General features: G+C 69.6%; 14 protein-coding genes and 1 pseudogene. 8 read left to right on the top strand and 7 right to left on the bottom strand.

Features of this window, described 5'->3' with window-relative positions; genetic code table 11:
• Positions 1-69: 69 nt before the first annotated feature.
• Both ASC70_RS25405 and ASC70_RS25400 read left to right on the top strand, forming a co-directional pair.
• A pseudogene (locus ASC70_RS25405) lies at positions 70-1,191 on the top strand (phosphatidylinositol-specific phospholipase C1-like protein); the annotation flags it as partial.
• Positions 1,192-1,254: 63 nt separating this feature from the next.
• The gene (locus tag ASC70_RS25400; RefSeq protein WP_369815067.1) at positions 1,255-1,854 is read left to right on the top strand and encodes a phosphatase PAP2 family protein; all 600 of its coding nucleotides are present in this window, start codon (positions 1,255-1,257) and stop codon (positions 1,852-1,854) included.
• 226 nt (positions 1,855-2,080) lie between these two features.
• Here ASC70_RS25400 and ASC70_RS03000 read toward each other — a convergent pair whose 3' ends face one another.
• Positions 2,081-2,971, bottom strand: coding sequence for a branched-chain amino acid aminotransferase (locus tag ASC70_RS03000; protein WP_056046365.1), 891 nt, complete (start codon positions 2,969-2,971; stop codon positions 2,081-2,083).
• A gap of 80 nt (positions 2,972-3,051) precedes the next feature.
• On the opposite strand from ASC70_RS03000, the gene ASC70_RS02995 reads away from it, so the two are divergent.
• From ASC70_RS02995 to ASC70_RS02985, 3 genes are all read left to right on the top strand, one after another.
• Entirely contained in the window at positions 3,052-3,552 is a 501-nt protein-coding gene (locus ASC70_RS02995; RefSeq protein ID WP_047403489.1) for a MarR family winged helix-turn-helix transcriptional regulator, read from the top strand.
• Positions 3,553-3,562: 10 nt separating this feature from the next.
• A complete protein-coding gene (locus tag ASC70_RS02990) occupies positions 3,563-4,264 on the top strand; it encodes a response regulator (protein WP_047403487.1) in 702 nt (233 codons plus the stop codon).
• A 121-nt stretch (positions 4,265-4,385) separates the two neighbouring features.
• On the top strand, positions 4,386-5,726 hold the full coding sequence (locus ASC70_RS02985) for an ATP-binding protein (protein WP_056046363.1): 1,341 nt from the start codon (positions 4,386-4,388) through the stop codon (positions 5,724-5,726).
• Here ASC70_RS02985 and yidD read toward each other — a convergent pair.
• From yidD to ASC70_RS02960, 6 genes are all read right to left on the bottom strand, one after another.
• Positions 5,723-6,091, bottom strand: a complete 369-nt coding sequence (yidD, locus tag ASC70_RS25860; protein WP_369815058.1) for a membrane protein insertion efficiency factor YidD — start codon at positions 6,089-6,091, stop codon at positions 5,723-5,725. The two genes, ASC70_RS02985 and yidD, sit on opposite strands and share 4 nt — an antisense overlap.
• Complete coding sequence (locus tag ASC70_RS25150) at positions 6,088-6,423, bottom strand: hypothetical protein (protein ID WP_162247175.1); 336 nt, start codon at positions 6,421-6,423, stop codon at positions 6,088-6,090. The genes yidD and ASC70_RS25150 overlap by 4 nt, the downstream gene beginning before the upstream one ends.
• 81 nt (positions 6,424-6,504) lie before the next feature.
• The gene (locus ASC70_RS02975; RefSeq protein WP_056046629.1) at positions 6,505-7,044 is read right to left on the bottom strand and encodes a TetR family transcriptional regulator; all 540 of its coding nucleotides are present in this window, start codon (positions 7,042-7,044) and stop codon (positions 6,505-6,507) included.
• Between the two features lie 147 nt (positions 7,045-7,191).
• Positions 7,192-7,974 (bottom strand): pyrroline-5-carboxylate reductase, encoded by a 783-nt coding sequence (gene proC, locus ASC70_RS02970; RefSeq protein ID WP_056046360.1) that lies wholly within the window; start codon positions 7,972-7,974, stop codon positions 7,192-7,194.
• Positions 7,975-8,144: 170 nt separating this feature from the next.
• Positions 8,145-8,651 carry a YbjN domain-containing protein gene (locus ASC70_RS02965; RefSeq protein ID WP_047403482.1) on the bottom strand — a complete coding sequence of 169 codons (507 nt, stop codon included), beginning with the start codon at positions 8,649-8,651 and terminating at the stop codon, positions 8,145-8,147.
• A 130-nt stretch (positions 8,652-8,781) separates the two neighbouring features.
• Positions 8,782-9,039 (bottom strand): accessory factor UbiK family protein, encoded by a 258-nt coding sequence (locus tag ASC70_RS02960; RefSeq protein WP_056046358.1) that lies wholly within the window; start codon positions 9,037-9,039, stop codon positions 8,782-8,784.
• Positions 9,040-9,157: 118 nt separating this feature from the next.
• On the opposite strand from ASC70_RS02960, the gene lgt reads away from it, so the two are divergent.
• Genes lgt through pgeF form a run of 3 tightly spaced genes read left to right on the top strand, consistent with a single transcriptional unit; the run spans position 9,158 to position 11,926 of the window.
• Positions 9,158-10,057 carry a prolipoprotein diacylglyceryl transferase gene (lgt, locus tag ASC70_RS02955; protein ID WP_056046356.1) on the top strand — a complete coding sequence of 300 codons (900 nt, stop codon included), beginning with the start codon at positions 9,158-9,160 and terminating at the stop codon, positions 10,055-10,057.
• Positions 10,044-11,141: a class I SAM-dependent methyltransferase gene (locus tag ASC70_RS02950; protein ID WP_056046355.1), complete on the top strand. Its 1,098-nt coding sequence runs from the start codon at positions 10,044-10,046 to the stop codon at positions 11,139-11,141. Before lgt ends, ASC70_RS02950 begins: the two co-directional genes overlap by 14 nt.
• On the top strand, positions 11,138-11,926 hold the full coding sequence (pgeF, locus tag ASC70_RS02945; protein WP_047403475.1) for a peptidoglycan editing factor PgeF: 789 nt from the start codon (positions 11,138-11,140) through the stop codon (positions 11,924-11,926). Before ASC70_RS02950 ends, pgeF begins: the two co-directional genes overlap by 4 nt.
• Positions 11,927-12,037: the final 111 nt, after the last annotated feature.

The following is a 12,037-nucleotide window of genomic DNA, read 5'->3' as shown; positions in this document are numbered from 1 at the left end:
CCCAGGCCGTCGGCGACGTCAAACCGTCATGTGCTAGGGCTATGGCCACGCTCTGGTTCGGAGACGCCCATGTTCGCCCTGCTCGCCGCCCTGGCCCTCGCCGCCTCGCCCACCCCCTGCCCCGCCAAGGACGAGAGTCCGGCCTGCGTGCGCCAGCGGATGGACGCCCTGCGGATGACCGACCTGCTGGCGGTGGGCACGCACAATTCCTACAAGCTGCTGCCGCCCGCCGACGAGATGGCGGCCATGGTCGCCGCGCGCGGCCAGGCGGCGCTGGGGATCAACTACGGCCATCGTCCGCTGACGGAGCAGCTGGACGCCGGAGCCCGCCAGCTGGAACTGGACGTCGTCGCCGACCCCGACGGCGGCCGCTACGCCAAGCCCCTGACGGTGTTCGGCGGCGGAACGACCTTCACGCCCGCCATCGCGGCGGCGATGGCCAAGCCCGGCTTCAAGATGATCCACATGCCCGACGTCGACTTCCGCTCGTCGTGCGTGACCTTCGTGGCCTGCCTGAAGGCGATCCGCGCCTGGTCGGACGCCCACCGCGACCACGTGCCGATCATGATCCTGATCAACGCCAAGGACGGCCAGGCGACGATCCCCGGCGGCGTCGTTCCCCTGGCTTTCACCGAGCCCCTGTTCGACGCCCTGGACGCCGAGGTCCGCTCGGTGTTCGGCGAAGATCGGCTGATCACGCCGGACCAGGTGCGCGGCAAGGCCGCCACCCTGCGCGAGGGCGTTTTGGCCGGCGGTTGGCCCAAGCTGACCGATGCGCGCGGGAAGGTGTTCTTCGCCCTCGACGAAAGCCCCGCCAAGGTGGCGGTCTATCGCGGCAAGCGCGCCTCGCTGGAAGGCCGGGCGATGTTCGTCAACACCGACGAGGCCTCGCCGGCCGCCGCCTATCTGACCCTGAACGATCCGATCGCCCAGAAGGACCGCATCGCCGCCGCCGTGAAGGCCGGCTTCATGGTCCGCACCCGCGCCGATGCCGACACCTGGGCCGCGCGGGCCAACGATCCGCGCCAGCGCACGGCGGCCCTGACCAGCGGCGCCCAGTACGTCTCGACCGACTACATGTGGGCCGACCCGCGCCTGGCGGGCGGCTACACGGTGCGACTGACCGGCGGCGACGTCGCGGTCTGCAATCCCGTGCGCGCGGAAAAGGCCTGCGACGGCTTGGCGATCGAGGCTCTGGCCGGAGCGCCGCAGCGCGGCTATCTCGCCCCCGCCGCCCGCCCGGACCTGACCAAGGTGCTAGCCCCGCCGCCCGCGCCCGGCTCGCCCCGCGCCCTGGCCGACGCGGCGATCTTCGACCAGAGCCGCGCCCTGAAGGACACGCCGCGCTGGGCCCTGGCCACGGCCGACGTCAAGGGAACGGCCTTCGAGCATTTCGCGACCGCGCTGGGCGTGCGCCTGACGCCGGAAAGCGCGCCGATCCTGAACGCCCTGCTGGAACGGGCCGGCGACGACCGCTCGGTGGTCGGCCTGGCCAAGGACCACTGGGGAACCAAGCGCCCCTATATCGGCAAGGACGCCGCCCCGATCTGCGAGGCCAAGAGCGACCACCTGGCGGGCAATCCCGACTACCCGTCCGGCCACTCGGCCTTCGGCGAGCACGTAGCGATGATCCTGGCCGAGGTGGTCCCGTCCCGCGCCGACGCCCTCTACGCCCGGGGCCGGGAATACGCCGAGAGCCGCTGGATCTGTGGTTCGCATACGGTCAGCGCCACCGAGGCGGGACTGGTGTCCGGCGCCGTGATCTATGGCGCGGAGCATCGGTCAGAGGCGTTCCGGCGGGATATCGAGATGGCGCGGACCGAGGTGGCGGCGGCGATGGTTGGGGCGAAGTAGTTTCCCTCTCCCCTTGCGGGAGAGGGTGGCCGCCGAAGGCGGTCGGGTGAGGGGTCGAAGACCGGCGCCGCTGCTATGGCGGCCACCTCTGGGCGCCAGGCGGACAGGACTATCGACCCCTCATCCGGCCCTTCGGGCCACCTTCTCCCGCAAGGGGAGAAGGAAGCAAGAACGCCGCCCGAGGTCTCCCCCGGGCGGCGTCATCAGTTCTAGCGACAGGCCAGCCTCAGGCCGGCGTCAGCACCTGGTTGCGCACCAGGGCCGCATAGGTGTCCATCAGGTCCAGCGACAGCTTGGCCGGGGTGAACTTGAACTCGCCGATTTCCGAGACCGGGGTGACCTCGGCGGCGGTGCCGACGATGAAGCACTCGGTGAAGGTCGACAGCTCTTCCTTCTGGATGTGGCGCTCGACGACCTCGATGCCCTTGTCCTTGGCCAGGCCGATCACCGTGCGGCGGGTGATGCCGTCCAGGAAGCAGTCGGGCTTGGGGGTATGAAGCACGCCGTCCTTGACGAAGAACACGTTGGCGCCGGTCGCCTCGGCCACGTAGCCGCGATAGTCCAGCATCATCGCGTCGGCGTAGCCGTCCTTCTCGGCGGCGTGCTTGGAGATGGTGCAGATCATGTAGAGGCCGGCGGCCTTGGCCGCGACGGGGGCGGTCTTGGGGTCGGGACGCTGGTACTTGGCCCAGGTCAGGCGGATGCCCTTGGCCTTGGTCGCCGGATCGAAGTAGCTGGGCCATTCCCAGACCGCGATGGCGACGTGGATCTTGGTCTGTTGCGCCGAAACACCGATCATTTCGCTGCCGCGCCAGGCGATCGGGCGAACATAACAATCAGTGAGGTTATTCTTGGCCGCCGTCGCCTTGCAGGCCTCGTCGATCTCGGCCACGCTGTGCGGGATCTTGAAATCGAGGATCTCGGCCGACTTGAACAGGCGCTCGGTATGCTCGGTCAGCTTGAAAATCTCGCCGCCGTACATCCGTTCGCCTTCGAAGACGGACGAGGCGTAGTGAAGGCCGTGCGTCAATACGTGCACCTTCGCCTCGCGCCAGGGAATGAGCTGGCCGTCCAGCCAGATCCAACCGTCACGATCGTCGAAGGGAACCAGAGACATCGGTCCAAGACCTCCTTATTGAAAACCCGGCTCTTAGACGCCCCGAGGCAGGGTGCGTCAAATTAAATGGACTCCTCGCGATGATAGCCCCGCTACAGCCTGGCTCGGACGATCCCCGTCTGATCCTCCGTGAGGAGGAACTGGACGGCGGGCTGGAGCTGATCCTGCTGGCCGAGGCCTCGCTGTGGGCCGCGGTGGACGCGGCGCTGGAGGCCGAGACCCTGGGCCTGGGCCGCTCGCACTGGCGCGCGGCCTTCCTGCTGCGCCGCCGGCCGGGCATCGGGGTGCAGGACCTTTCCAAGCTGACCAGCCTCTCGAAACAGGCCGCCAGCCGCACCCTGGCCGACCTGCAGAAGGCCGGCCTGGTCGAGCGCGGCTCGGGCGACCTGGACGGCCGCCGGCGGCCGGCGGTCCTGACCCCCGAAGGCGTGGCCTTCGAGCAGCGCACGGCCGAACGCCTGCGCGCCCTGCTGGCCCGCGCCTATCGCACGGGCGGGCTGGACGGGGTGGCGGGGACGCGGCGTATTCTGGCCGCCCTGGCGGGCTCGCGACAAGGCGCGGGCCGACGCCCAACCTCATGATGGCGACCCCATGACCCCGGAAGAGCGCCGCGAGCGTCACATCCTGGTTGTCGACGACGACGACCGCCTGCGCAAGCTGATCAAGGAGTTCCTGGGCCGGGCCGGCTTCCGCGTCACGGCCGCGTCCAGCGCCGCCGCCGCCGACCGCCTGTTCGGGGCCCTGGACTTCGACCTGATGGTGCTGGACGTGATGATGCCCGGCGAGGATGGCTACGCCTTCACCAAGCGCCTGCGGGCCAAGGGCGGCGAGAGCGGCCGCACGCCGATCCTGATGCTGACCGCCCGCGACCAGACCGCCGACCGGATCGAGGGCCTGTCCAGCGGCGTCGACGACTATCTGGGCAAGCCGTTCGAGCCGCAGGAATTGCTGCTGCGCATCGAGGCCATCCTGCGCCGCTCGGCCGCCCGGCCGGTGGGCCCCAAGGCCCTGCTGCTGGGCCGCTGCACCTTCGAGGCCGAGCGCGGCGAGCTGACCTGCGACGGCGAGGCCGTGCGCCTGACCGAGGCCGAGGTCACCCTGCTGCGCCGCCTGGCCCGCTCGGCCCACGAACCCGTCGACCGCCTGGAACTGGCCCGCGACACCGCCGACGCCACCGGCCGCGCCGTCGACGTCCAGGTCACCCGCCTGCGCCGCAAGATCGAGCCGGACCCGAAGAACCCGCGCTACCTGCAGACCGTGCGCGGCGTGGGCTATCGGCTGGCGCCGGATTGATGATCACTGGCCCCCTCCGGATGCTGCGCATCCTCCTCCCCCGGAGGGGGAAGAAGGCCTGCGCGCGCCCTCTTCTTCCCCCTCCGGGGGAGGAGCGCCGCAGGCGCGGAGGGGGCCAGTAATGCGCCTGCGCACCAAGCTCTACATCCCCCGCGCCATCAAACGCCTGCTGCCCACCACCCTGTTCGGGCGCAGCCTGCTGATCATCATCCTGCCGGTGGCGGTGATGCAGATCGCGGTAACCTGGGCGTTCTTCGACGCCCACTGGCAGTCGGTGACCAGCAAGCTGTCCGAGGGCCTGGCCGGCGACATCGCCTGGGCCGTGCAGTCGTACGAGGACGACCCCAGCCCCGCCGCCGTCGACAAGCTGGCAAAAAGGGCCGAGGACTCGATGTCGCTGTCGATCGCCTTCCAGAAGGGCAAGAGGCTGCCGACCAGCCATCGACCGTCGCTGTTCGCGGCCCTGGACCGCTCGCTGCAGAACGCCCTGGAAGACCGGCTCGACAACCCGTTCTGGTTCGATACCACCCGCTACACCGCCTATATCGACATCCGGGTGCAGGTGAAGGGCGGGGTCCTGCAGATCTACGCCCTGCGCGACCGAGCCTACGCCACCCAGGGGCACATCTTCATCCTGTGGATGGTGGTGGCGACCATGCTGCTGACGGCGATCGCCATCCTGTTCATTCGCAACCAGGTGCGGGCCATCGAGCGCCTGGCCGACGCGGCCGACGCCTTTGGCCGGGGCGAGGACCACGACTTCAAGCCCCACGGCGCGCGCGAGGTGCGCCAGGCGGCCCAGGCGTTCATGGCCATGCGAGCCCGCATCGTCCGCCACATCGAGCAGCGCACGGCCCTGCTGGCCAGCGTCAGCCACGACCTGCGCACGCCGCTGACCCGCTTGAAGCTGGAAATGGCCATGTCCGAGCCCAGCGAGCAGCTGGACGCCATGAAGGGCGACCTCTCCGAGATGGAGCACATGATCGACGAGTACCTGGCCTTCGCCCGCGGCGAGGGCGGGGAAGCCGCGCAGGTGGTCGATCTGTCGGACCTGGTCGAGGGCGTGGTGGCCGACGCCGAGCGGACGGGCGCGGCGATCGAGACCGAGATCACCCGGGGCCTGGAGGCGCGCGTGCGGCCGCTGGCCTTCCGCCGGGCCCTGGCCAACCTGATCGACAACGGCGTCGCGCACGCCCGCCGGGTCAAGGTCACCACCGCCGAGCGGCTGACGGGCGGCGTCGAGATCGCCGTCGACGACGACGGCCCCGGCATTCCCGAGGACCGCTATGAGGAGGCCTTCAAGCCGTTCTCGCGCTTGGACGAGTCTCGGAACCAGAACGAGAAGGGCGTGGGCCTCGGCCTGGCCATCGCCCGCGACATGGCGCGCGGCCTGGGCGGGGATTTGGTGCTGTCGCGATCGGAGCTGGGGGGCTTGCGGGCGTCGATTAGGTTGCCGGGTTAAAGGTGCCGTCCTCGAGCCGCGAGCGACAACTCGCCCGGCCCAAAGCTCATTTCGTCGTGGGTCACCAACCAGGTCTCTCCCTGAGTCGTCACGCTCAACGAATAGACGCCTCCACAGCGCCCCAACTGCGCGTCGGCCAAACGCGTACCTGCGTTGAAGCCATGGGCTTCAAGCCAGCCAATCGCACGCTGCGAGCAGGAGGGCGTGAACAGACAAGCCGTACCCGTTCGCCCCGAAAGATGCCTCTGATAGAAACGAATGGCGACGACGGCCAACCGCGCGACAGTCGCGTCCAAGTGATCAGGAACGCGACAGCGCGCGGCGAGTGCTACCGCGCGGCAGCAGCATCGCGCCAAGACGCTCACTCGCTCACCGACACCGGAAGAGGCACAGCCTCTGGCTCGACGATGGTCTTGATCGCCGTTCCCCAGCCGTAAACCTCGAACACCGGCTCGACATTGTTGCAGCCAAAACCGGCGGTGGTGACACGGTAATCGTATCCGACGTGAATGACACCGTTCCCGCCCGAGGATAGGGCGGACTTGTGCAACGCCAAGGTTACGGCCTCATAGGCTTCCTGCACGGGCAAACCACCAGGCGCTCCACAGCCGCCGGTCGTCTGCCGACGCGTCACGACAGCGTGAACTACGCCCAGAACTTCATAGTCGTCGTTGATGTTACCCGTTGCAGCAAGCACACGCCCCTCCCCTCAACCCTTTAGAGAGAAGGTAAGCTTAGCCGTGAAGTATGAGCAAGCGGGCTTAAACTCAAATCGGTCTTAGGCGAACCCAGCCCCAAACTTGCCGAGCTGTTCGGCCATCTGCTTCAGGCGCTTGTCCAGCTCGGCCATGGTGCGGTTCAGGGCGCCTTCGTCGTCGCGCCAGACCTGGACCACGCGGGCCCAGACGGCGGTCATGGCCAGCAGGCGCGGCGCGGCGGCCTCGACGCCGGCGGCTTCCAGGACGGCGCGGGCGATGCGGGGGAAGCGTCCCGCCGAGGCCAGCGGGCCCTGGGCGCGGGCGATGGCGATCAGGGCGGCGCGGTGCGGCTCCATGGCTTCCAGGCGGGCCATGGCGGCGTCGAACAATCGGTCGTGGGTCTCCGAACCCTCCGGATAGTCGACGCCCAGCGCCGCGCGGTCGAAGCGGGCGGAGAGATGGGCCAGCACGGCGGCCTTGCTGTTGGCCCGACCGTAGAGCTCGGCGAACGGGACCTCGGCCTTCACCGCGATGTCGCGGAGGGAGACGGCCGGCCACGGCTTGTCGGCGGCCAGGGCGAGCGCGGCGTCGGCGGCGCGGTCGAGGATGTCGTCGGTCATGACGAAGAGATGGGGATAGTACGGCCGGCTCAGCAAGCCCCCACCTGACCGCCGCGCGGTCGTCCGCCCCCGGAGGGGGCGGAAGGTGGCGCGCATCCTTCTTCCCCCTCCGGGGGAGGAGCGCCGCCGGCGCGGAGGGGGCAAGTATCAGCCGCCCAGTTCCTTCGACCGCGCCACCGCCGCGTCCATTGCCTTGGGCAGCAGGTCGCCAAAGCCGTCCGCGCCCATCAGCACCGCCAACGCCGCCGCCGTGGTGCCGCCGGGCGAGGTGACCTGCTTGCGCAGTTCGGCCGGCTCCTCGCCGGACTGCGCCATCAGGGCCGCCGCGCCGATGATCGTGGCGCGGGCCAGCCTGGCGCTGTCGGCCGCGTCCAGCCCCTGGGCGGCGCCGGCCGCTTCCAGGGCCTCGATGAAGGCGTAGAGATAGGCCGGGGCCGAACCCGAGACGGCGGTGGCCGCGTGCAGCAGGTCCTCGGACACGAGGTCGACCACGGTGGCGACGGGCGCGAACAAGGCGTGGGCGGCGGCGCGGGCGGCGCCATCCTCGGCGAAGATGCTGGCCGCGCCCCGGCCGATGGCGACGGCGGTGGTCGGCATGACCCGCGCCACGCGCCGGCCGCCGAACGCTTCGGCGATGTCGGCCGCGCGGACGCCGGCCGCGATCGAGACGATGATGGCGTCGGGGGCCAGATGCGGGACGACGTCCTTGACCGCCTCGCGCCAGATCTGCGGCTTGACGGCCAGCAGCACGGTCTTGGCGGCGGCGAGGGCTTCCAGCGGCGGATTGACCGATGCGTTGCCGAGCGAAGCGGCGTCGACGTTCGGATCGCGGACGATCAGGTCGGCGGCGGCGAATGCGCCCGCGCCGCGCCAACCGTCGATCAGGGCGCCGCCCATGCGGCCCGCGCCGAGGAGGAGGATGGGGGTCATGACGCACCTCGATCTCTACCCTTCTCCCCTTGCGGGAGAAGGTGGCCTGCGAAGCAGGTCGGATGAGGGGTTTCTCGGCGGAACAGACAGCCACGAGGCAGTCGCCGGCGCGACCCCTCATCCGTCGCTTCGCGACACCTTCTCCCGCAAGGGGAGAAGGATTTAAAGCTCTAAGCCTGGCCGACGGTCTCGAACATGCAGGCGGCCATGGCCTCGTCCGGGGTCTTGGCGCCCTGGAGCAGGAATTCGAAGGCCGGGAAGAAGCGATCCGCGGCTTCCACCGCCGCGTCGATCATCGAGGCGGCCTGGGCCATGGTCGGGCGCTCGCCGGCCGGCAGGGCCAGGGCGTGGCGGAACACCACCTCGCCGTCGTCGGTCCAGACCTCGAAGTGGCCCAGCCAGACGCGCTGGTTGATCAGGGCCAGCAGCTCGTAGGCGTTGGTGCGTTTGGACTTCGGCGCGCGCATGTCCAGAGACAGGCACAGCTGCAGGCAGTCGGCCTCGGGTCGCCAGGCGAACCACAGCTCGTAGTCCTTCCAGTCGCCTTTCAGCGCGAAGGCCAGGTCGCCGTCTTCGGTGCGGTCGAAAGTCAGGTTTTCAGCGGACAGGACGTGCTCGACCACCTCGAGAGGATCGAGGGCCAGCAGGACGTCGTCGTCTTCCGGTTGGGTATCCATGAAAAACCTACGTCCCCGCCAGCGAGGCGGGGGTTAGCCCCGCCGTGAATCGCTCACGTACCAGGGACACTAATCTGCTTCGTGGCGTTCGTCTCAACCCGCTTCACGTCGGGCGCGAGCGGTGATTCGCCTATTCGGCCGAAGGCGCGGCCTTCTTGGCCGGCGCTTTCTTGCTGGCCTTGAGGCTGACGACCTCTTCGCGAAGGGCCGCGACCTCGGCCTTCAGGGCCTCGAAATCGTCGCGGCGGATCAGGTCGAACTCGGCGGCCAGGCGGTCGGCCTGGGCCCGCATCGCGGTCTTCGCCTCCTCGCCGGCCGTCTGGGCGATGCCCATGGCCGCCTGGGTCAGCTTGGCGAATTCGTCGAGGAAGGGGTTCTGGCTGTGCATCGCGGTTCCGAGAGGCCCAAGAGGTGGGCCGGTCCCTCTTATATGGGAAACGGGGGATGAAAGCGAAGCCCGAACCCTATAGATCTGCGACCATCTGTCCCGCTCGGAGCCGCACGGCGTGATCTTTCCGAACATCGATCCCGTGGTCCACATCGGTCCCTGGGCCCTGCAATGGGGGCCGCTGGCCCTGCGCTGGTACGCGCTGGCCTATGTCGCGGGCATCCTGCTGGGCTGGCGCTACGCCATCCGCCTGACGCGGACCCAAGGCCTGTGGGGCGGCCGCGCGCCGACCGCGACGCCCTTGCAGATCGACGACCTGGTCCTGTGGATCACGCTGGGCATCATCGCCGGCGGCCGCATCGGCTACATCCTGTTCTACATGCTGCTGAACCAGGACCAGCGGATCTGGCTGGCGGCCCACCCGCTGGACGTCTTCAAGATCTGGGAAGGCGGCATGTCGTTCCACGGCGGCTTCCTGGGCGTCTGCGCCGCGATCGCCCTGTTCGCCCGCCGCAACAAGATCGACATCCTGAAGCTGGGCGACCTGATCGCGCCGGTGGCCCCGATCGGCCTGTTCTTCGGCCGCATCGCCAACTTCATCAACGGCGAGCTGTGGGGCCGCCAGACCGACGCGCCGCTCGGCGTGATCTTCTGCAACGAGACCATCAAGGCGGCCAATCGCGGCGGCTGCCCGGCCGGTCCCTATCCGCGCCATCCCAGCCAGCTCTACGAGGCCGGGCTGGAAGGCCTGCTGCTGTTCCTGATCCTGGCCTTCGCCGTCTATCGGCTGAAGTGGCTGCAACGGCGCGGCGCCCTGGTGGCGACCTTCCTGCTGGCCTACGGCCTGTTCCGCCTGTCCCTGGAAAACGTGCGCAATCCCGACGTCGGCATGCCCGTCTTCCCGTTCGGCCTGACCATGGGGATGATGTTGTCGACGCCGATGATCCTGGTCGGCGGCTGGCTGCTGTGGAAGGCGCTGCGCGAGCCGGTCGTCGATGAGGCTCATGAGCCTGCTTGATCGCCTGAAGGCGCAGATCGCCCACGACGGGCCGATCGGCGTCCCCGAGTTCTTCACCCGCTGCCTGCACGACCCGCGCGACGGCTATTACGCCATGCGCCCGGATCTGGGCGCGGGCGGCGACTTCATCACCGCGCCGCTGGTCAGCCAGATGTTCGGCGAGCTGATCGGCCTGTGGGCGGTCGAGACCTGGACCCGCATGGGCCGCCCTTCTCCGTTTCGGCTGGTCGAGATGGGCCCGGGCGACGGCACGTTGATCAGCGACCTGCTACGCGCGGGGCGGCTGGAGCCGGCCTTCCTGGCGGCCGCCGAGGTGTGGCTGGTCGAGGTCTCGGAACCTCTGCGGGCCAAGCAGGCCGCGCGGCTGGGCGAGGGGCCGCGCTGGGTCGGTCGGCTGGACGAGGTCCCCGCCGGCGCGCCGATGATCCTGGTGGCCAACGAGCTGCTGGACTGCCTGCCGGCCCGACAGTTCGTGCGGACCGAAGGCGGTTGGGCCGAGCGGGTGATCGGCCTGGGCGAGGACGGCGAGCTGGCGTTCGGGTTGCGGGGCCTCGGCAAATCGGCTGGCGCCGAGATCACCCCCATCCCCAACCCTTCCCCCATCGAGGGGGAAGGGAGCATTGGCCAGATATACGAATCCTCCCCCGCCCAGGCCGCCCTCGCCTCCGACATCGCCCACCGCCTCGTCACCGACGGCGGCGCGGCGCTGCTGATCGACTATGGCCGCGACGCGCCCGAGGCCGGCGACACCCTGCAGGCCCTGCGGAACCACGCCAAGGTCGATCCGCTGAAGACGGCGGGCCTGGCCGACCTGACCGTTTGGGCCGACTTCCCATCGGTGGTCGCCGCCGCCCGCGAGGCCGGGGTCAAGGCCGGGCCGATCCTCACCCAAGGCGAATTCCTGCGGGCCCTAGGGATCGAGCAGCGCGCCCAGGCGCTATCAACGGCTCGACCCGATCGCGCCGACCAGATCGGAAGACAGCTTGATCGTCTGGTCGGCGAGGCGCAGATGGGCGCTCTGTTCAAGGTCGCGTGCCTCGCCGCGCCCGACCTTTCGCCCCCCCTCTTCGAGGACGCGACATGACCAAGAAGTCCGACCTGCCGACCATCCAGTCGCCCCTGCTGGCCAGCCTGCCGGGGGTGAAGCACGCCTTCTTCACCCGCAAGGGCGGGGCCTCGACGGGCATCTATGACAGCCTGAACGTCGGGCGCGGCAGCAAGGACGACGCGGCAGACGTGGTCGAGAACCGGGCCCGGGCCGCGGCCTGGTTCGGCGGCGCGCCCGAGGACCTGAACACCTGCTACCAGATCCACTCGACCATCGCGATCAAGGCCGACGGCTCGTGGGGCGACGCGCGGCCGCAGGGCGACGCGGTGGTGACCAAGACGCCCGGCGTGATCTGCGGCGCCCTGGCGGCCGACTGCGCGCCGGTGCTGCTGGTCGATCCCGAGGCCCGGGTGGTTGCCGCCGCCCACGCCGGCTGGCGCGGAGCCCTGGATGGGGTCGTCCAGGCCGCCGTCGACTGCATGGTCGAGCTGGGCGCCAAACCGGAGCGCATCACCGGCGTCGTCGGTCCCTGCATTGGCCCCAAATCGTACGAGGTCGGTCTGGAGTTCCTGCACCGGTTCGAGGCCGACTGCCCCGGCTCCGGCCGGTTCTTCAAGCCGGGCGCGACCGAGGACAAGCGCTTCTTCGATCTGCCGGCCTTCGTGCTGGACCGCCTGGAGACCGCCGGCGTCGAGCGCCGCGAATGGGTCGGCCGCGACACCCGGGCGGAGGAGGAATGGTTCTTCTCCAATCGCCGCGCTTTCCTGAACGGCGAGGGCGATTACGGCCGCCTGCTGTCGGCGATCAGCCTGGAGGGGTAGGAGAAGCGTGACCATCCGGCCACGGATGCTGGTTACTCGCTACGTTAACTCTTGCCCCCGGGGCCTTGGCTGATAGAAGGCCCGGCAACGGCGACCCCCACCCCCGAGATC

The organism is Caulobacter sp. Root343 (assembly GCF_001425745.1).
In the GTDB taxonomy this organism is placed as follows: domain Bacteria; phylum Pseudomonadota; class Alphaproteobacteria; order Caulobacterales; family Caulobacteraceae; genus Caulobacter.
This window is presented reverse-complemented; position numbering and strand designations above follow the sequence as displayed.

What these genes read in the sequence shown, in the direction of transcription:
- ASC70_RS03000 (WP_056046365.1), bottom strand. Translation starts at nt 2,971, where the DNA reads ATGTCTCTGGTTCCCTTCGACGATCGTGACGGTTGGATCTGGCTGGAC.
- ASC70_RS02995 (WP_047403489.1), top strand. Translation starts at nt 3,052, where the DNA reads ATGATAGCCCCGCTACAGCCTGGCTCGGACGATCCCCGTCTGATCCTC.
- ASC70_RS02990 (WP_047403487.1), top strand. Translation starts at nt 3,563, where the DNA reads ATGACCCCGGAAGAGCGCCGCGAGCGTCACATCCTGGTTGTCGACGAC.
- ASC70_RS02985 (WP_056046363.1), top strand. Translation starts at nt 4,386, where the DNA reads ATGCGCCTGCGCACCAAGCTCTACATCCCCCGCGCCATCAAACGCCTG.
- ASC70_RS02975 (WP_056046629.1), bottom strand. Translation starts at nt 7,044, where the DNA reads ATGACCGACGACATCCTCGACCGCGCCGCCGACGCCGCGCTCGCCCTG.
- proC (WP_056046360.1), bottom strand. Translation starts at nt 7,974, where the DNA reads ATGACCCCCATCCTCCTCCTCGGCGCGGGCCGCATGGGCGGCGCCCTG.
- ASC70_RS02965 (WP_047403482.1), bottom strand. Translation starts at nt 8,651, where the DNA reads ATGGATACCCAACCGGAAGACGACGACGTCCTGCTGGCCCTCGATCCT.
- ASC70_RS02960 (WP_056046358.1), bottom strand. Translation starts at nt 9,039, where the DNA reads ATGCACAGCCAGAACCCCTTCCTCGACGAATTCGCCAAGCTGACCCAG.
- ASC70_RS02950 (WP_056046355.1), top strand. Translation starts at nt 10,044, where the DNA reads ATGAGCCTGCTTGATCGCCTGAAGGCGCAGATCGCCCACGACGGGCCG.
- pgeF (WP_047403475.1), top strand. Translation starts at nt 11,138, where the DNA reads ATGACCAAGAAGTCCGACCTGCCGACCATCCAGTCGCCCCTGCTGGCC.